This window comes from Methanococcus voltae (assembly GCF_017875395.1).
GTDB lineage: Archaea > AGJL01 > Methanococci > Methanococcales > Methanococcaceae > Methanococcus > Methanococcus voltae_C.
Map to the genome: position 1 here is coordinate 53,069 of NZ_JAGGMO010000005.1, position 20,097 is coordinate 73,165.

Consider the following 20,097-nt stretch of genomic DNA (forward strand, 5'->3'; position numbering starts at 1 on the left):
AATTACTAGTTCATAATTTAAAAATTGATACGATGGAGAAATTAAAAAATAAGCATATCCGATAAAAGCCCCAATATTGCACTAATTACTATTATGGAAATAAGATATTTTAATGTCTTTTTTAGCCCATAACATTTATTTAGGGCTAAAATCATAGGCAACCCAGTAGCAGGCGCCGATATTAGGAAAGATAATATTATACCTTTTGGAATCCCCTCAATTGCAAAATTATTTATTAATGGGATTAGTGCGTAGGGGCATAAAAATATAACCAACCGAATTGCAGAAATTACAAAATACGTAATTAAATTGTTAGACAACAGCATAACAATAACTTCAGTTGGAATTAACGTAGCAAAAAACCCGGATAGCATATAACCAAGTAATATGGATGGCATTATAAATTTCAATTGACTTATCAATATTGATGTAAAATCGTGCTCTTGTTGTTTCCCTTCTTTAAAATAAGGGGTATATTTATCATTTAAAAATACAATGCCAACGCAAATGGATAATATTATGGATAAAATCAACTGATAAATAGCTAATTTATAGCCAATTATGGAAAGAGTCATAAAAAACCCAATGGGGGTTATAGATGCTGCGGATATAATAAATGCCATACTTGTGCCCATATTTACGCCTTTATTGTTCATTGCATTCGCTACAGGCACGCCGCTAGCAGAGCATAATGGTAAAACTGCACCCATTAATGAAGATTTCAAAAGTGAAAAACTTGAATAATTCAAATTATGAACAATCTTTTTCCTTAAATCCCCCTTTAATTTTACTTTTAAGTATGCAGAAATTATAAATCCGATTAAAATATATAAAATAGAATCTTTTAGGAAATTAAATGATTTTTCAAAAGATTTTATAATTATATAAAGTATATTGTCAAAATTTAAAGAAATAAGATCGATATTTAAATAAGATTCCAAATTTGTATATATATTACACGTTATTGTATTATTTGTTAGTATATTACTCGTTATTATAAAATTTAGTGCAGATTCTATAAATGTTATGATATCCATAATATCCCGGTTTTTTAAACTTTTAAGTTTCTAATTTTCTAAGTTTTTAAGTTTTTAAGTTTTTAAGTTTTTAATTTATTTTTATTGGGTTATTAAATTTATTAATATCTAATTTAATATTATTTATACCTATACTCAATTACATAAATACATTTGTATATTTAATCTTTAGTCCGAGGGGTTTTCGTAATATTATACAGTTGTATTACATCCGAACTTAGTAACAGTATATAAATAAGGCTTAAAAAAAATATATAAATAGGGGTGAAATAATGGTTTTAAAATCCAATGAATACAATAAAGAGTTTTCAGAAGCAATTGTGAATGCAGGAATTGATTTTTTGGGAGAAGACAAAAGTAATTCATTTAAAAGATGTTACCAATGCGGTACCTGTACGGGAGCTTGCCCAAGTGGTAGGATAACAGGATTTAGGACAAGAAAAATAATTAGGCAGGCTCTATTGGGTGATGAAGACTTGCTATCTAGTGATGACTTATGGATGTGTACAACTTGTTACGAATGTTACGAGAAATGTCCAAGGGAAGTTAAAATAACAGATTTAATCAAAGTAATTAGAAACTTAGCATCAGAAAAAGGATATATTGCAGAACCGCACCGGAAAACGTCACTTTATGTTTTCAAAACAGGTCATGCTGTACCAGTAAATGCTGAAATGAAAAAAGCAAGACTTGATTTGGGATTAACAGAAATTCCGCCAACAACCCACAAATATCCAGAAGCTTTACAAATGATTAAAGATATTATGGGCGATTTGAATTTCTGTAAAAAAGTAGGTATCTGTGAAGAAACAGGGGAATTAACAGAACTAGATTTAAAATATGCGAGCGAATAATTTAATAAGTTGCTAATTTGAAAAATTAATAAATTAATAGTTTAGCAGTTTAAATTTATTAATATTTTAATATTTTAATAATTCAATATTTTAGATAACAAAATTAAGTATTTGTATAGTTGAGGGGATTTTAATGGAGAATGCCAGAAATAAGGATATGAAAGACGAATATGTATTTTTCCTTGGTTGTATTGCACCTAATCGATATCCGGGTATCGAAAGTGCGACATACAAAGCTCTTGAAAAATTAGATTTAAAGTTAAAACCATTTGAACAAGCGTCTTGTTGTCCAGCTCCGGGGGTATTTGGTTCATTTGACTTGATGACTTGGTTAACAATTGCAGCAAGAAACATTGTACTCGCGGAACAGGAAGGTTTAGACATTCTAACGATTTGCAATGGATGCTATGGTTCTTTATTTGAAGCTGACCACATTTTAAAAGACAACGAAAAAGCAAGAACAAAAGTAAATGAAGTATTGGGAAAGCACGGTTTAGAATACAAAGGTACTACAAACGTTAGACACTTGACCGAGGTGCTTTACTTTGATTTAGGTACTGAATACATCGCCGATAGGGTAGAAAATCCATTAGACGCAAATGTAGCTGTCCACTACGGTTGCCACTACTTAAAACCTACCGATGTAAAACATATTGAAAGTTCAGAGGTTCCTAAATCACTTGATGGTCTTGTTGAAGCTATAGGTGCTACATCAATCCCATATCGTGATAAAAACATGTGTTGCGGTGCAGGTGGTGGTGTAAGGGCTAGAAACCCAGAAGTTGCTCTCCAAATGTCTGAAACGAAAATCAAAAATATGATTGCTGCAGGAGCAGATTGTGTAACTGAAGTATGTCCATTCTGCCACTTACAATTTGATAGGGGACAAATTGAAATCGAGGAAACGTTCAAAAGACAGTATAATTTACCAGTTATACATTATTCACAGCTTTTAGGATTGGCTATGAATATGTCACCAAAAGATGTGGCTCTTGATTTGCACTTTAAATCTGCTGATCCACTATTAAAAAAATTAGGATATATTGATGAATAAGTAATTTATTATTTATTTTTTATTATCTTATTTTATTCTTTTTTTATTATCTTATTTTATTCTTTTTTTATTATCTTATTTTATTCTTTTTTTATTATCTTATTTTATTCTTTTTTTATTATCTTATTTTATTTTATTCTTCGACAAATTCTTTTTTATGCTTTAATACATAGCTCTTTAAGAATATTGGTGGTATCGTGGACGTTATGAGTGATAATATCACAATTGCAACAAAATAAGGATATGGGAGTATACCCATTTCTAAACCCAGTGTTGCTGCAACTAGCGCGGTTGAAAGAGATGGTACGGTGAAAACCCCTCCACAAAAACTCTTTATATTGTTGTATTTTAACATTCTTAAGGATATATACCCTGAAAACGTTTTTAATATTGCTAAAACCGAAACAGCTACTGCTATTAAGGATATGTTACTTAAATCGGTCAAAACGCTTATATTAGTGTTCATACCCACCGTTAGGAAAAATAATGGGATAAATAGTCCATAACCTATAGCGTTTAAATTTTCATTTAATAAAGTATCGTGCTCTTCTTTAGTAAGCTCTTCTGAAACAGCTATTCCTGTAATAAATGCCCCGATAATCGGGTGTATTCCGATGTATTCTCCAGTTATGATGGAAATAAGTATCAATAAGAGTATAAAATGGATTTTAGGAACGTGTAACTCTTCCAATTTTTTGAAAATGTACTTAGACATTAACGGAATTATAAGTAAAAGCCCTACAATATACAGTAAAACCAAGCCCATAAACTGGAATATCTCAGAATTTAAGCCCCCTGCTGTTTCATTGACTTTAACTATTATGGAAACTATAATAAGGCTTAAAAGGTCCACAATGACAGTTGCGCTTAATAAAGTTGTACCGAGTTTTGACTTAATCATATTTAACTCATCCATAAGCCCATAAACAATTCCAACGGAGTGTGAAGAAAATATAACCGCATAAATAAGAGAACCAATGAAATCTAATCCAAAGAGTTGAGCCACAAAATAACCGCCAATTGCCGGAATTACCATTGAAAATATACTTAAAAATGTGGAATTCTTGAATTCTGCCTTTAAAGTATCGTTATCTACTTCTAAGCCTGCTAAAAACATTAAAAATAACATACCGAACGCACCAAATTGCATAAGTGCGTCACTCATAGGTATTAAGTTTAAACCGTAAGGTCCTATGAAAATACCTGCCAACATCATTGCTGTGATGCCTGGGATATTAAATCGCTTTAAAACCTGGGGGAATATGAAGATTAAGAGCATAACAATAAATAACATTATATAATTGTCCATAATATACACCGTGAAAAGTTTAAATTTGAATTAAGTTGTATTAAGTTGTATTAAGTTGAATTAATTTGAAATTATATTTTTTGCCGTAAATTATATAAATCAATAAATTTTAAGGTAAAAGAAAATTAATAATTTAAATTAGATACTATGATTTATAGTTTTAAAAGTACTAATAATATTTATGATACAATTGTATATTTATTATTCATACATTGTAAATATTATCGAATAGTATATAATAAAAATTATTTTAATTTTCAATAAATTTTACGTATGAATACTATAATATAAATACTTTAATACTCAATAAACGATTAGATACGATAAGTTAATCAATTTTACATCGATTTTTTTAATAAAACGTTAAGATAATATAGATGGGATTAATAAATTAAATAAGGATATTAAATTAATTATTATGCAATACTTACCGATTATTAGTAATTGTAAAAATTAGTAAAATGGTGATAATATGTTAATTATGGCAGGATTAGGACTCTATGATGAAAAAGATTTAACCTTAAAAACACTTGAACATGCTAAAAAAGCCGATAAAATTTATGCAGAATTTTACACTGCTATTTTAACCGGTACAACCTTGGAAACAATTGAAAAAACACTCGGAAAAAAGATACACGTATTAGACCGTGAAAAAGTAGAATATGAGACTGAAAAATTAATAAATGAGTCAAAAGACAAGGATATAATGTTTTTAACTGCAGGCGATCCAATGGTTGCTACTACACACGTTGATATTGCAGTAGAAGCTAAAAAGAAAGGTATTGAAGTTGTTATTATCAACGCTCCGTCAATATATTCTGCTATCGGCATCACAGGTTTACAAATATATAAGTTTGGTAAAACTACGTCTATAGTATTCCCTGAACCTAATTATTTCCCAGAAACACCTTACAATGTTATAAAAGATAACTTATCATTGGGTTACCATACATTATGTCTTTTAGACATTCATGCGCATGAAAATAAATTTATGACGGCTAATGAAGGTTTACAGGTACTTTTAGATATTGAAGAGAGAAGAAAAGAGAATATATTAAGTGAAGATACGAAAGTTTTGGTAGTAGCTAGAGCAGGTAGTTTAAAACCTAAATTAGTTTACGGAAAAATAAAAGATTTGATAAAACAGGACTTTGGGGCTCCATTACACAGCATTATAGTTCTTGGAAACCTTCACTTTATGGAAGAAGAAGCTCTTGAAATACTCGCAGAAAATATATAATTCAATAAATTTATTTTTATTTTACTTTTTATTTTACTTTTTATATTATTTTTTATATTATTTTTTATTTTTAATTAAAATGTTATTTTATCTTTGAATCTATCTGTATACTAATATATATTAATATATAATTATATAATTAATTAATTTAGATGTATATTTATTAAGTTTTTAATATTTACTAATCGCCGTACTAATTAAAAATGTATTTATAAGGTAAATATTATAATATTCATGTAATAAACATAGCAAAATAACCAATATACTAAAAAAAGCTAGTTTATAGGGGTGAAGCATGTACAAAAAGTTATTTGCAGTACTCGCAGTGATTTTGGCAATTTTAGTATCCGGTTGTGTTACAGAACAACCTACGGGGGAAATTAATCAAACTACAAACCCTGATGATACATCAAATTCTTCAAAATACAGTGAAGTAAACATTACACAGCACGTCGAAACAATGACATTCGGCAAAACAATTCCAACACTCGGAAAGACATTAGTAAATTTAAAAGAAAATCCATCAACTGGATATGGATGGAATTACACCATTGAAGGCGACAAAGACGCTATTGAAATTATCGAAGATAACTACATAGCTCCTGAATCAGACCTTGAAGGTGCTCCTGGAACACGTTCATTCTTAATTGAAGGTAAAAAAGCAGGTCAAGCTAAAATTATATTCAAATACGAAAGAAATTGGGAAAATAATAGTGAAGTTAAAGAATACACATGTATCGTAAATGTTATAAAAATTGACAGATACGAAATATCAAAAAATCCTAACATTACCAAAAACTACAATTCAAAAGTAGTTTTATTAAACGATGAGATGCAAGTTTCATTACCTGAAAACCCTTCAACAGGTTACAAATGGGTAGTTGACAACGGTGCACCTAAAATATTAGAACTCGTTTCCTCAAAATTCATTACTGAAAATAATGCAGAAGATACAAAGGACGTTGTTGTTGGCGCAGGTGGTAACAGAATATGGACCTACAAAGGTTTAGAAGCTGTCCCTGTTAGATTAACATACTATTTAGTATCACCAGCAAAAGAAGTTACACAGGTAGAATACTACGACGTATATATTGATTTGAAAGACGCTGAAAAAGTAGCAGAAAACAAATCTGTTAAAGTTGGGGAAGAATTAAGTATTACCCATGCAATGCCTAAAAATTACGTAGGATACGCTATTGAAATTACCAATAAAGAAGTTTTAAACTTTGAAACCGTATCTAACGTAGACGATGAATTAAATATTACTTGGATATTCAATGCTACAAAAGCAGGCGATACCCAACTTATCATTAGAGAATACTTTGGTGAAGAAAACACCGATGCTGAAAAAATAACCACCTACAACGTTAAAGTTGAAGAAGGCGTTGTTTCAGTGATTAGCAGTAACTAATTGACTATAGTTACTAAATTGACTAATTTATTAATGACTAATTTATTAATGAATAAGTTATTAATGACCAAAATTGACTATTAATTTATTTTTCCTTTTTTTAATTTTATTATGTTTTTATTCTATTATTATTCTATTTTATTTTCGTTAAACTTTACAATTAAATAAAAAGTAATAAATCTTTTAAGTATTATATTTTAATTTACAAGAATTATTTTTTCATTATTTAGCGATGTATGAAAATATTTAAAAAAAATACGGTGTTTTTATGAGATATTTAGAACTTTTAGAAATAAAAGATGCAAAAAAAATTATAACGGATAAATTAAGCGAATTAAAAAACGAAGAAATCGATTTAATTTATTCTAATGGTCGTATACTATCAGATGACATAATTTCAGATGTAGATGTACCCCCATTTGACCGTTCACGTATGGATGGCTATGCAGTACTTGCAAAAGATACCTATGAAGCTGATGAGAGCAATCCTGTAACTCTAAAAGTTATCGATAGCGTTAAAGCAGGGGCTTTTAGTGATAAAAAATTAACTGAAAAAACCTGTATCGAGATAGCTACGGGTGCACCCATGCCTAAAAGTGCTGATGCTGTTGTAATGGTGGAATATACTGAACAAACTGATGAAAATGAGATAAAAATCTATGATGCTGTAGCACCTCATGAAAATATACAATATTGCGGTAGCGATATCATGATTGGTGAATTAATCTTAAGAAAAGGCACCAAATTAACCGCTCGTGATATTGGCGCGATTTCAGCCATTGGAATGGATAAAATAAAGGTTGAAAAAAATTTAAATGTTGGTTTGATATCCACAGGGAACGAATTGCAAGAATTGGGAGATAATTTAAAACCTAACAAAATATACGATGTAAATACGTACACATTGGCCTCTTCAATACAGGAAAATGGATGGAATTTTAATTTTTACGGTATTGTAGGGGATAATAAAAAAGATTTGAAAGAAAAGATTACCAATGCACTAAATAATGACGAAGATGTTATTATATTAAGCGGGGGAACCTCTGCAGGAGTTGGGGATTTAACTAGCACCGTCATAGAAGAATTAGGCGGTGAAATATTAGTTCATGGCATAAAAATAAAACCTGGAAAGCCTACGATAATTGGGCAAATCCCATATAATAACAAACATAAATTAGTTGTGGGACTACCGGGCTACCCAACATCTTGTTTAACCATTTTTGACGTATTATTTAATGAAAAAGGGAATTTATTAACTGCACACTTCCATCCTCGTTATATTTCCGCGAAAGGAAGAGAAGAATATTTGCCAGTATCAATTATAAAAGGTTTAGAAGGTTATGGTGTATATCCAATTGTAAAAGGCAGTGGTGCAATTACATCCCTCACATATGCTGATGGATATGTCATAATACCTGAAAATAAAGAGATGTTGGAAGATGAAGTTGTTGACGTACACTTATTTGGAAATATCAAATTAGGACTTAATATTATCGGTAGTCATTGTATTGGAATAGATTATATCTTACAAAAAAGTGATTTAATAGCTAAAACAATAAATGTGGGTTCTTTAGGCGGTATTAGTTCCATTAAAAGAGAAGAAGCCGACATTGCAGGTATTCACTTACTTGGTGATGATGGAGAATACAACGTACCATTTTTAAAAAGATACAGTGTAAAAAATGCTTCTTTGGTTAGAGGATACCTTAGAGAACAAGGTTTCATGTTTAAAAAAGAATTAGTTGAAAAAATAGGGTTTGAATTAAAAACTATCGAAGACGTCCTAAAATTGTTGAAATCTCCAATTGCCAAAGAAATTGACTTTATTAATCGAAATAAAGGTGCCGGTACACGAGTTTTGTTTGATAAATTTTTAAAAGATAATAAAATAAACAAATCCAATGTTAATGGCTATGATTTGGAGGCTAAAACTCATTCAGCGGTTGGAGCTTCAGTTGCCATGGATAAAGTGGATATAGGTATAGGAATTAAAACCATTGCTGAAAAATATAATTTGGAATTTATAAAACTTGCAGATGAAAATTATGATTTATTGATTCGAAATGAAAAATTAAATGATCCTGAAGTCTTAGAATTCATTGAATTACTTAAAAAAGTGGAATTACCATTTGAAAAATCAAATGATTGCGGAGAAATTATATATAAAAGTGAATAAAAAAAAGTAATATAATAATAGAAATTAATAGAAATTAATTTTATTTTCTAGTTTCTACTTCTTTTTTATTTCTTTTTTATTTTATTATCTTGGCTATTTAATCGTTAAATTCTAATTCCGCATCTAAAATTGTGTAACTTATTTTGTTTTTATCGATTTCATTTAGTACATTTTCAGTCATTTTTCCAGTTACAAATGCAATAACGTCGCAACCTCGTGTACACGCATTTGTAATACCACTTGACACACCAAATCTTATATCTGGCTTTATATCTAATTTATTTAACAATACGGCACTAACAGTCCCCATCATTGCGATAACTGCGTCAGGATTCTCTTCCAATATTTTTAAGACAAATTCTACATTTACCGCACTTGTACCGCCTTTTACCTTAGGAGGAACTTTTAAAACTATTACTTTTCCTTTTCTAACGTCTACGTAGCCTTCAAGTTCATGTATTGATATATCGTCGCCTTTTCTACCATCTTCATAAACAATAGCGGACGCTTCAGTAACATTTGTTTTAGATATATACATTAAACCCTTGTGCATGTAAAGATATACTTTATCCCCTTTCTTTACATCTTCATTTGCTATTGCAGGCCAGGTGTCCTTGTATCTGTATAAATTCTGGTTTACTTCTGAAAGGTAGTCTTTAAAATCTCCAATCCACAATTTAAGGTGTTCCATACCCATATCTGTAATTACGTATTCTCCCCTACCTCTTGATTTGATAAATCCGTTTTTTGCTAAGTTTCTAACATGTTCTGAAACTCCTTGAACGGTTATACCCAAAACTTCGGCAATTTCTTTTTGTTTTATATGAGGTTGCTTTCTTACGATTTCAGAAAGTATTTGAAATTCTGTAATATTTCTTTTTTTCATTTTCACACCAAATATATTGTTATTCAAGTGACTTGAATAATTTATTAAAATTTAGTTGATTTAGTAAATTCTATTTTTTTTAAGATATATAAAGCTTTGTAAAATTCTCCAATTTACATTATTTATTAGACATTTGTTTTATTAATAGGGCTTAATTTCAATAAGGGGCACTCAAAAATAATTTTTTTATTAAAAGACAATTTACTATTACTTAACTATATAATAATATGTCTTATTGTGTTAATTTTTTGAAATTGTTTCGTAAGATACATATAGTAGTAATTAAAAGGTATATGTCGTAAAAAACTAATTAAATACATAAACATAAAAAAAATACAAAAATACAAAAATACAAACCATAAAAATACAAGAAACATTATTTTAATTAATAAGTTCAAAAATTAACTAATTTATTACAGATTATACACTGAGGTGTTTTTATTAAAAAAATTATCCTAGTATTAGGCTGTATACTTGTATTGGCATTCTCTGGATGCGTAAGCACTCCTTCAGATGATGGAGATGTTCCAACAATCAAATTAGGACACTTACCATCTGACCACGATGCACCATTACACGTAGCAACAGAAAATCCTGATTTATTCAAAGAAAAATACGGCGTTTACTTGAAAAACGTAGACGGTAAAAATAACTACGAATTATACGAAAATGATAAAAAAATAGCAAATGTTGAATCAGTACTTATCACCCAAGGTGGAGCTCAAATTATGACATTATTGTCACAAGGTCAGCTCGATATGGGTATTAACGGCGTTCCTCCTGTTGTATTTTCAGTAGATAGCGGTACAAAAGCTAAAATTGTAGCTGGAATCAATGAAGAAGGTTCCGCATTCGTTGTAAGAAACGATATTCCTGCAACTAACTGGAATGAATTTGTAGCTTGGGTTAAAGCTCAAAATGAAGCTGGCGAACAAGTAGCTATTGGTCACCCATTACCGGTTTCAATCCAATATGTTATGATAAAATCAGCTTTAGATTATGAAAACATCACATATACAGAAAATGCTGATGATAAAAGCGCTATGGTTTACTTAATGAACTGTAAAGGACAAGGTTCAATGTCTAAATTACTTGAAAAAGGAGACTTAGACGCAGTAATTGCTTGGGAACCTACACCTGAAATATTAAAAATAAACGATATCGCAAAACCTATTGCATACAGTGCAGAATTACCACCTGAAGGAGCTTGGGTAGGTCACTCATGCTGTGTTTTAGTAGCTTCAGACGATGCAATTGCAAATAACAGAGATGTAGTTAAAGCAATGACTAAATTAATGTTAGCTGGAAACAAAGAAATCAACAAAAACCCTGAATTAGCAGTAAACGCTTGTTCTGCTCAGTTAGGTACTCCTTTAGAAGTAGAAGAGTTATCAATTCCTAATATTAAATTTGCTGAAAAAGTAGATAAATTAAAAGTATTTGGCCCTCAATTTGTTCAAGTTATGGACGAACAAGGAATGATGCAAAACGAATTAAAAGGATTATCAGAAGATGGAATTAGAGAAAAATTATATGATTTCTCATTATTTGAAGAAGTTTCAAAAGAAATTGACGAAATTGAATAATTAATATTCTTTAATTAAACATTTTCTTTTTAATTTTTTTAATTTTTTTATAATTTATTTTATTATATGACATATAATTATTTTTTAAGTATTTATCTTATTGAAAAATAGTATTAAAAAGTTAAAAAGTTAAAAATTTAATAAATATTAATGCTCTTTTTTAAATATTAATCCAAATTTAAGCAATATTTTACCAAATTCAGTTATTTGAATTAAAGCGTTCTCTTTTTCTGCGAAACCGTGTTTTAATATTGGGTCTACCCTATCATAGGCAGAACGTCTATGAATACCCAACGCTTTGGCTAATTCTTCAACTTTAACAGAACCACCTAGCTCATCTATTTTAATAAGCGTTTCCCTGGTTGCAGGGTGTTTTGTTATCATATGTATGCCCTCTTTTGCACTTATACTGACAAGATCTGGGCAAATACCACACATTGCAATGTCATAGTTCCTTATATCGCCAAATATGATTTCCCCGTAAGTTGTAAGACCCAGTAAATCGCCAAGTTGGTAATTTTCTAATCTATCCTTTAATAAATCAGTATTGGTTTCCATTAACATTGCCGACACATTACAAAAGGTAATTGCTGGTTTATTGTAGTAAGGGGGAGAATTCTCTAAAATATCTATGTTTTGATTAAATAACTCAGTTACTTTGGTTTCATCAATTTTTACGTGTTTTAATTCTTGGTGATTACGGATATAAGATGCAGTGGCCATATGGTCATCAAGAAGATTTACAGGACCTTTTAAATAAATCTCCTCATTATTAGCCACCATGCCCAAAGGATTAGATAAATAAGATTTTTTATCCTTTTTTAGTTCATTTGCTGACTTTTTATAACCAATTAATTCTTTATATTGGTCTACGGCATTTTTACCATTTATTTTCATAATTTTTCTTTTGGTATTTTCCGTTATTATTAGCTTATCTCTCAAATAGCACATATCTTCAACTTCAAATTTTTCGACTGCATTATTATCTGTATTATCAGTAGCCATATTAAATTGAGAGTTTTCCTTCGTATCTTCCATATTCTTATATCTACCGTACGACATTTTAGGGATTAAATCGCCCCCGAAAGCTACACAGACGATACTATCAAAATACGAATCATTACAGTACTGATACATCTTATTAAATTCTAAATTATCGGAAGAGATACCTCCAAAAATTGGTATGGTATACCCTACTTCTTCGATAATACTTTCCATAATTTTTTCTTCAGATTTGCAAAAATCCATTAGCACATATATCAATTTAGGGGACATTCCTAAATTATCTATCGCATCACGAACTGCATTTCTTCCCGCTTCTTTTGGATTTACACTTGCACCTAAATCCACACCTATGCCCACACTAATATATTTAGAACTTATAATACCTACAGAAACGCCATTTGAAACAACTTTATTGCTTACAATTTGAAAATTAGAGCTACTGCCTACAATTGGCGTATTTGTATCTAAAACCAACCGTACCCCATTTAAAACTTCTTCGGGATTATATTCCGGTGAAGAATACAAAAAGGCGATAGTTGGACTTTCAGAATGTTTTTCCATATTTTTTAGTGCATCTGAAGTTGCGTGAGCCCCTGCTTTAAGTGGATTAGTATCTTCGGAGGTTCCAAATCCATACTGTATAAATTGCACAATAGCACCACGATAATATTTAATAATTTTTTATTGAATAATTTAGTTGATATATTTTAAATAATTTTTAACACATTTTACACATTCTAAATATCTAAATATTTAAATATTTATTATTATTAATTATTAAGTATTATTAATTATTATTAATTATTATTTACATTTTACACATTTAGCTTAATTTTAAGAATTTACCACATTATAATTATAATATACATATATGTGTTACTCTAATATATTAAACATATTATTTAATTTAACACCGTATGTATTATATTTGTATTATAATTATATATGTATATTATTTAATCTATTAATATCATTTGTAATATTAATAACTACACTATTATATATTTATTAATGGGACAATTTGATAAATAATAAGTATTATAAGAATATATACTAAACACATATAGTCTATTGTTAATTTTGATTAATATATCCCTCGAATAACAGTAACATACTAATAATTACTATATTTTAATGTATGATATTAATTAATGGGTGTTAATATGAAAATACTTGTTGTTGAAGATGAAGAAGATATTTTAAATTTAGTAAAATTAATACTTGAAATTGAAGGTCATGAAGTAAAAGCTGTTTCAAGTGGACAGCTCGCAATTGAAGAATTAGAAAATGGAATCCCTGACTTAATAATATTAGATATTATGATGCCTGAAATGAATGGTTGGGAATTTTTAGAAATATCCCGGGGAAAACATGGAAGAATTCCTGTTATCGTGTTTACTGCAAATGCACAATGTAATAATATTAAGATAGCTCAAGAAAAGAATGTAGACTACTTAATAAAGCCATTTGATAAACAAGCGTTAGTTGAAAAGGTAAATGAATATGATAATTCATGGTAATAATCTGAATTGGAATTAAAATTAAATTAAATTAAATTAAAATCAATCTTTAAATAATAATTCAATATCATAACATATACATCATAATTACCATATAATTAGATAAATAACTAATATTATATAGAATAGCTGAGTAAATAGATAGGTATTATTAAAACTAAAATTGAAATTAATTAAAATTACCAGAATCATAATTCAATATAAAATAATTTAAATTATGAATTTAAGTTAGTACAATAAAATTAGCACATACTATAATAGTATAGCCATGTAGTCATATTCTAAATGGAGAGGATTTTATGAAAAAGGTTCCATTATTTAAGAGATTTGGCACTAAACTATTAATATACGCTACCATTGTTGCAATTATCCCTATAATATTGTTAAGTGTTATATCGAATGGTACGATTAGCAATACCATGCAAGAGCACTCGCAGAACAAAATTAATAGTGACCTAAAAGTGGCCGAAAACATACTGAATAGTAGATTAAGTGAAATGGATGCTGTAGTCCATTATTCTAAGAATTCAAATTTGACAAAATCCATAATTTACTCCAAAGATAAAAAACGTATTTACGAGTTAGCATCATCTATTAAGAAATCGACGAACTCGGATTTCGTGCTGATTTGTGATGCAGATGGAAATTCTATAGGTGGGTCGAATAGTAATGATACAGGAGTTGGAGACTTTAAATATCTAATGGATGCAGAATTTAAAAAAGAAGGACATAAATGTATTGAACTAATTGGTGAACAGACCCTTAAAGGTCAGAATGTTTATAATGAAAGTATTATTAAACTATCTGGACTTGAAAATTCTGATAGATATCTCTATAAGGCAATGGGTTTGGTTTCTGCACAACCTGTTTATAAAGAAGGTAAATTAATAGGTTCAATAATTGTTGTAGATATATTAAATAAAGATAATAATTTAGTAGATAAAGCAAAAGACGTATCTGGAGAAGCTACCACAATATTCTTAAATGATATAAGGATATCCACCAATGTTAAAGATAGTGAAGATAAACGAGCTATCGGTACCATTGTTTCAGAAGATGTTTACAAAAAAACATTACTTAGTGGAGAAACTTACTAGGGTAAGGCTTTTGTTGTTAATGAGTGGTATTTTACCGCATACGACCCTATAAAGAACTTTAAAGGCGATGTTATAGGCATGTTATTCGTAGGAACACCTGTGGCACCTTACGAAGCCTTGAATAGTAACATTAAAGTTCAAACAGTTGTTATCGCATTCCTAGGTTTAATAATTGCTTTAATTGTTTCGATAATGTTAAGTAAAAGTATAATAAGACCAATGGAAAATTTAAAAGAAGCAGCCCAAAACTTCAGTGAAGGACGTTATGGTACCAAGGTTCCAGTTGATAGCCTTGATGAATTTGGGGAACTTTCCAAGATATTCAATAAGATGTCCGATGAAATAAGTATATCCCATACAAAATTACAAAAACACGCTGAAGAATTAAGTAAGTCATATGATGAATTAAAAGAATTAGATAATTTGAAATCTGATTTAATTGCAATTGCGTCCCATGAGTTAAGAACACCCCTTACATCCGTTAAGGGATACGTAGAATTAGTACTTGACGGTACTATGGGCGAAGTTAACGAAGCTCAAAGAAAATGTTTATCTATTGCAAATGATAACATCGATAGATTAAGAAGACTAATAGAAAGTATGCTTGATTTATCAAAAATAGAGCGTGGCGAACTTCAAATGCAAAAAGAACTAATGAATATAAAAACTGCAGTTAATGAAGTTGTAGAAAATTTAAAACCATTATTTGATGAAAAAAATATAAGATTGGATAAAAAATTGCAAAATCTAAGTTTGTACGGTGACAAAGATAGATTAATGCAAGTAATAACAAATTTGGTTGAAAATGCTATTAAATTCAACCCTACGAATGGAGAAATATATATTGGTGCTTACGAAGACGAAGGAAACATTCACTTGGTTGTAACAGACCACGGTGCAGGTATTCCTGAGAAAGACCTTGAAAAGATATTCGATAGGTTCTATCAAGTTGATTCTTCATCGAAAAGACCTAAAGGTGGCTCTGGATTGGGTCTCGCAGTATGTAAAAGTATTGTAGAAGCTCACGAAGGTATCATTTGGGTTGAGAGTGAACTTGGTAAGGGAAGTACATTCCATGTTATCTTACCAATATTTTCCAATACTTTTGGAATTGATGATGAGGAAAATCCATTCATAACTAAATTAAATAAAGATAAATTTGAATAATATTGATATACAATACAAATTAATAAAAAAAATAATTTTACTTTTTTATATTTTATTTTAAGTTTTTTGATTTTGATTTTGATTTTGATTTTAAATTATAGCGGAGATAACACTATTCAAAATAGTCATATAATTTTTTATTATTTTTATAAACTTTTATAAACTTTTATAAATTTTTCAAATAATCAAATAAAAAAAGAAATTAAATAAATATTATTAGATTTAAGTTTATATTTTATTTTTTAGTTATTTTTAGTTATTTATTTTTAGTGTTGTCCACCGCAAGGTGAATCCATTAATGGAGGCATTGTATCATCAACACCTGCTTGGTATCCGGATTCTTTTCTTGTTCTTTCCTGAACTCTGTGGAATATCTTAGCCACAGGGATTTCCATAGGACAAACATCTGAACATTGACCGCAGTTTACACAGCTGTATGCCATGTGTGCCATTCTTACACCGTGGAACATTAAAGGTTCTGGTGGTATCTGTCCTTTTGTTGTGAAGTCAGGTATTGCACATTCTACACAGAAACATACAGGACATACATCTCTACAGCCGTAACATTTAATACATCTGTTAAAGTATTCGTCCCACTCTTTTAAATCAGGGTATTCAGTTTCTAATTGAGCTGTTTTACCACTTTCACTCATTTTTAACATAGTCTGTTCGACTTTGTCTCTGATTTCAATACCTTTTGGATTTGGAGCTTTGGTTTTAATGAAGCCTTCTTTTTCAGCGTCCTTTATTAATTGTTGACCCTTTTCAGTGTTTACTTCAACAAAAGTCCACTTTCCAGCATCTTCGCCAATAACTCCCCAGTTACCACATGCAACGTCTGCTTTTCTTGGTACTTTCACGTCACATCTTTGGCAGTTATCTCTTCTACCGTAACCGTCGTGCTCTAAGTCGTGCATTTTGATACCCTTATGGGTTCCGTCTTTTAATTCTATGATAAACTTACCTTTATCGATTTCTTCCTTAACTACATCGAATGGATCTACTTCATAGAATAATTTAATCATTTCGAGAGCTGTTTGAGGGGGTACTGTACCACCACAGTTTAAACCTATCATGTATACGTTGTCAAGGTCTATTTGTGCTCTTTTAGCTAATTCAACGATTGCTTTCATGTCACAAGGTTTTACAGGAACAGCTATTTTTTGATCTTTTAAGTGTTCTTTGATTATGCCTCCCCACATTGTAGGAGCACAGTGTAATGAACCAGCTGTTTGTAAAAGGTCTTCTGAGTTTGTAACGTATGTAGGGATTGCGTCATAAACATCTTGACCTTTTTTAAGTGTCAATACGCCATCTACGATTTTACTATCTAATAGGTATTTAAATAAGGCTGTTACTGCGCCACCACACTCTCCCTTACTTAATATTTCAGGGTCGGAAGCTTGAACATAGTACATATCGCCCATAATTCCACCGTTTTATACTTTTATAATATTTTATAATATCTTATAATATTTTACAAATTTTATAAATTTACAATATATTATGCTTTTATTTAAATCTTAATCTAATTTAATAGGTTTAAATAAGAATCAGCAACGTGTTTAATAAGTAATTTTAAATTAATTGACTTAATTGAATTAATTGAATTAAATATATAAGTAAATTAAATTTAAAATAATAAGTACTAATTAGCATTTATTTCAATTTAATTAACTTATAATATTAATATACCATTAATTAAGCCTTTTCAACTTTTACAGCACATACCTTGTACTCTGGTATCTTACAGTTAGGGTCTTGTGCAGGGTTGGTTAAAGTGTTTGCTGCAGTTTCCGCAAAGTGGAATGGCATGAATGCAACGCCCTTCTTAATGTTAGGTGTGATTCTTGCTTTAACTACAACTTCGCCTCTTCTGGTACTTGCTTTAACTGGCTGTTTGTCCTTAATACCTAATGCTTCAGCATCTTCAGGGTGTAATTCGATGAAACCCTCTGAAAGCTCACTATCTAAGTGTTTACTTCTTCTGGTCATTGTACCGGTGTGGTAGTGGAATATAACCCTTCCAGTTGTTAAAATCATTGGATATTCAGCATCTGGTAACTCAGCAGGGTCTCCGTATTCAATAGGGAACATAACTCCTAAACCATCAGCGGTTAAGAATTTTTCCTTGTGTAATATTGGAGTTCCTGGGTCTTCAGGGGTTTTACATGGCCAGTGTAATCCATCTACGCCGAGTCTGTCGTAAGCCATACCTGCGTATTGTGGAGTTACTGAAGCAATTTCATTGAATACTTCTTCAGGTGTGTTAAATTCGAATAATTCAGGGTGTCCCATCTTTTCTCCGATTAATTTAACGATTTCCCAGTCTACCATAGCTCCTTCTAATGGTTCTACAGCTTTGTGTACTCTCTGAACTCTTCTTTCAGTGTTTGAGAATGTACCATCTTTTTCAGCCCAAGAGACACCTGGTAAAACTACATCTGCAATTTGTGCAGTTTCAGTTAAGAAGATATCTTGAACGATTAAGAGGTCTAAGTGACCTAAAGCGTGTTTTACGTGGTTTAAGTCAGGGTCTGAAACCATAGGGTTTTCTCCCATAACATATAAACACTTAATTTTTTTACCTGCTTCATCGAGCATATCAGGAATTGTGAAACCTGGGTTAGGATCTAAATCAGTTTTCCAAGCGTCTTGGAATTTTTCTTGTGTTGCAGTCACATTCTGGTAACCTGGGTATACGTTAGGTAATGCACCCATGTCACAAGCACCTTGAACGTTGTTTTGACCTCTTAATGGGTTAACACCGGTTCCTGGTCTTCCCATGTTTCCGGTAATCATAGCAAGGTTACAGCATGATTTTACGTTGTTAACTCCGTGTATAAACTGAGTTATACCCATACAGTATAATATTGAAGCAGCGTTTGCACTTGCGTACATTCTTGCAACTTCTTCAATATCTTCTGCAGGTACGTTTGTTATTTTTGAAACGTATTCAGGTGTGTATTTTTCAACTGTTTTCTTAAGTTCTTCGTAATTTTTAGTTCTGTTTTTAATAAATTCCTCGTCAATGAGGTTTTCCTTAATAATTACGTGCATAATACCGTTTAACATAGCGGTATTTGAACCTGGAACTAACTGCAAGTATTTGTCAGCTTGTCTTGCTGTATGGGTGTATCTTGGGTCAATTACGATAATTTTTGTACCTTTCTCTTTCGCCTTGATAACTCTTCTTGCAATTAAAGGGTGTTGTTCAAATGTATTCGAACCAATGATAAGAATGCAATCTGCTTCTTCTATATCGAGTATCGAATTTGTCATAGCTCCTGAACCAAATGCTTGGCCTAATCCTGCAACAGTAGCAGAGTGTCACAACCTTGCACAATGGTCTACGTTATTCGTTTTCATAACTGCTCTTGCAAATTTCTGGAAAACATAGTTGTCTTCGTTTGTACATCTTGCAGATGAGAAAAATCCTACTTCGTCTTTACCGTAAGTTTTTAACTTACTTACTATGAAGTCGATTGTCTCATCCCATGAAGCTTTAACTAATTCGCCGTTTTTTCTAATTAATGGGCTGTTAAGTCTGTCTTCTCTGTGCACAAATTCGTGGCAGTATGCTCCTTTAATGCAAGTTTTACCTTCGTTTACAGGGTGCCTTTTGAATGGGTTTGTACCAACTACTTTGTCGTCTTTCACAACTAAGTCGATACCACAACCAGTACCACAATAAGGACAGACCGTGTGGACAAAATTTAGACCTGTCATAATATCACCGTATTAAATCATTTGTT

At 30.6% G+C, this 20,097-nt stretch carries 13 protein-coding genes and 1 pseudogene; 8 read left to right on the forward strand and 6 right to left on the reverse strand.

Annotated elements, in window-relative coordinates; all coding sequences use genetic code 11:
- Positions 1–41: 41 nt before the first annotated feature.
- Complete coding sequence (locus J2127_RS06195) at positions 42–1,037, reverse strand: permease (protein WP_209732704.1); 996 nt, start codon at positions 1,035–1,037, stop codon at positions 42–44.
- 272 nt (positions 1,038–1,309) lie between these two features.
- Here J2127_RS06195 and hdrC point away from each other — a divergent pair, with 272 nt between their 5' ends.
- Positions 1,310–1,891: a CoB--CoM heterodisulfide reductase subunit C gene (gene hdrC, locus J2127_RS06200; RefSeq protein WP_209732705.1), complete on the forward strand. Its 582-nt coding sequence runs from the start codon at positions 1,310–1,312 to the stop codon at positions 1,889–1,891.
- A 133-nt stretch (positions 1,892–2,024) separates the two neighbouring features.
- Entirely contained in the window at positions 2,025–2,945 is a 921-nt protein-coding gene (hdrB, locus tag J2127_RS06205) for a CoB--CoM heterodisulfide reductase subunit B (RefSeq protein ID WP_245326489.1), read from the forward strand.
- 133 nt (positions 2,946–3,078) lie between these two features.
- Here the strand turns inward: hdrB and J2127_RS06210 are convergent, their stop codons facing one another.
- Complete coding sequence (locus J2127_RS06210; RefSeq protein WP_209732706.1) at positions 3,079–4,254, reverse strand: cation:proton antiporter; 1,176 nt, start codon at positions 4,252–4,254, stop codon at positions 3,079–3,081.
- A gap of 472 nt (positions 4,255–4,726) precedes the next feature.
- Between J2127_RS06210 and dph5 the strand changes: the two genes are divergently transcribed.
- The 3 genes from dph5 to J2127_RS06225 all read left to right on the forward strand — a co-directional run bounded on the left by dph5 (position 4,727) and on the right by J2127_RS06225 (position 9,081).
- Complete coding sequence (dph5, locus tag J2127_RS06215) at positions 4,727–5,494, forward strand: diphthine synthase (protein WP_209732707.1); 768 nt, start codon at positions 4,727–4,729, stop codon at positions 5,492–5,494.
- A gap of 295 nt (positions 5,495–5,789) precedes the next feature.
- The gene (locus J2127_RS06220; protein WP_209732708.1) at positions 5,790–6,905 is read left to right on the forward strand and encodes a protease inhibitor I42 family protein; all 1,116 of its coding nucleotides are present in this window, start codon (positions 5,790–5,792) and stop codon (positions 6,903–6,905) included.
- A gap of 268 nt (positions 6,906–7,173) precedes the next feature.
- Positions 7,174–9,081 (forward strand): molybdopterin biosynthesis protein, encoded by a 1,908-nt coding sequence (locus J2127_RS06225; RefSeq protein WP_209732709.1) that lies wholly within the window; start codon positions 7,174–7,176, stop codon positions 9,079–9,081.
- A 97-nt stretch (positions 9,082–9,178) separates the two neighbouring features.
- Here J2127_RS06225 and J2127_RS06230 read toward each other — a convergent pair whose 3' ends face one another.
- Entirely contained in the window at positions 9,179–9,967 is a 789-nt protein-coding gene (locus tag J2127_RS06230) for a winged helix-turn-helix transcriptional regulator (RefSeq protein ID WP_209732710.1), read from the reverse strand.
- A 479-nt stretch (positions 9,968–10,446) separates the two neighbouring features.
- Here J2127_RS06230 and J2127_RS06235 point away from each other — a divergent pair, with 479 nt between their 5' ends.
- On the forward strand, positions 10,447–11,553 hold the full coding sequence (locus tag J2127_RS06235) for an ABC transporter substrate-binding protein (RefSeq protein WP_245326490.1): 1,107 nt from the start codon (positions 10,447–10,449) through the stop codon (positions 11,551–11,553).
- A gap of 147 nt (positions 11,554–11,700) precedes the next feature.
- On the opposite strand, the gene J2127_RS06240 is transcribed toward J2127_RS06235, so the two are convergent.
- Positions 11,701–13,209: an FIST signal transduction protein gene (locus J2127_RS06240; protein ID WP_209732711.1), complete on the reverse strand. Its 1,509-nt coding sequence runs from the start codon at positions 13,207–13,209 to the stop codon at positions 11,701–11,703.
- A 512-nt stretch (positions 13,210–13,721) separates the two neighbouring features.
- On the opposite strand from J2127_RS06240, the gene J2127_RS06245 reads away from it, so the two are divergent.
- Positions 13,722–14,078, forward strand: a complete 357-nt coding sequence (locus J2127_RS06245; protein WP_209732712.1) for a response regulator — start codon at positions 13,722–13,724, stop codon at positions 14,076–14,078.
- 299 nt (positions 14,079–14,377) lie between these two features.
- Positions 14,378–16,342 (forward strand): annotated as a pseudogene (locus tag J2127_RS08565) (cache domain-containing protein).
- 266 nt (positions 16,343–16,608) lie between these two features.
- Here J2127_RS08565 and J2127_RS06255 read toward each other — a convergent pair.
- Together J2127_RS06255 and fdhF are read right to left on the reverse strand one after the other, a co-directional pair.
- The gene (locus J2127_RS06255; RefSeq protein WP_209732713.1) at positions 16,609–17,769 is read right to left on the reverse strand and encodes a Coenzyme F420 hydrogenase/dehydrogenase, beta subunit C-terminal domain; all 1,161 of its coding nucleotides are present in this window, start codon (positions 17,767–17,769) and stop codon (positions 16,609–16,611) included.
- Between the two features lie 274 nt (positions 17,770–18,043).
- Positions 18,044–20,071, reverse strand: coding sequence for a formate dehydrogenase subunit alpha (fdhF, locus tag J2127_RS06260; RefSeq protein WP_209732714.1), 2,028 nt, complete (start codon positions 20,069–20,071; stop codon positions 18,044–18,046).
- Positions 20,072–20,097: the final 26 nt, after the last annotated feature.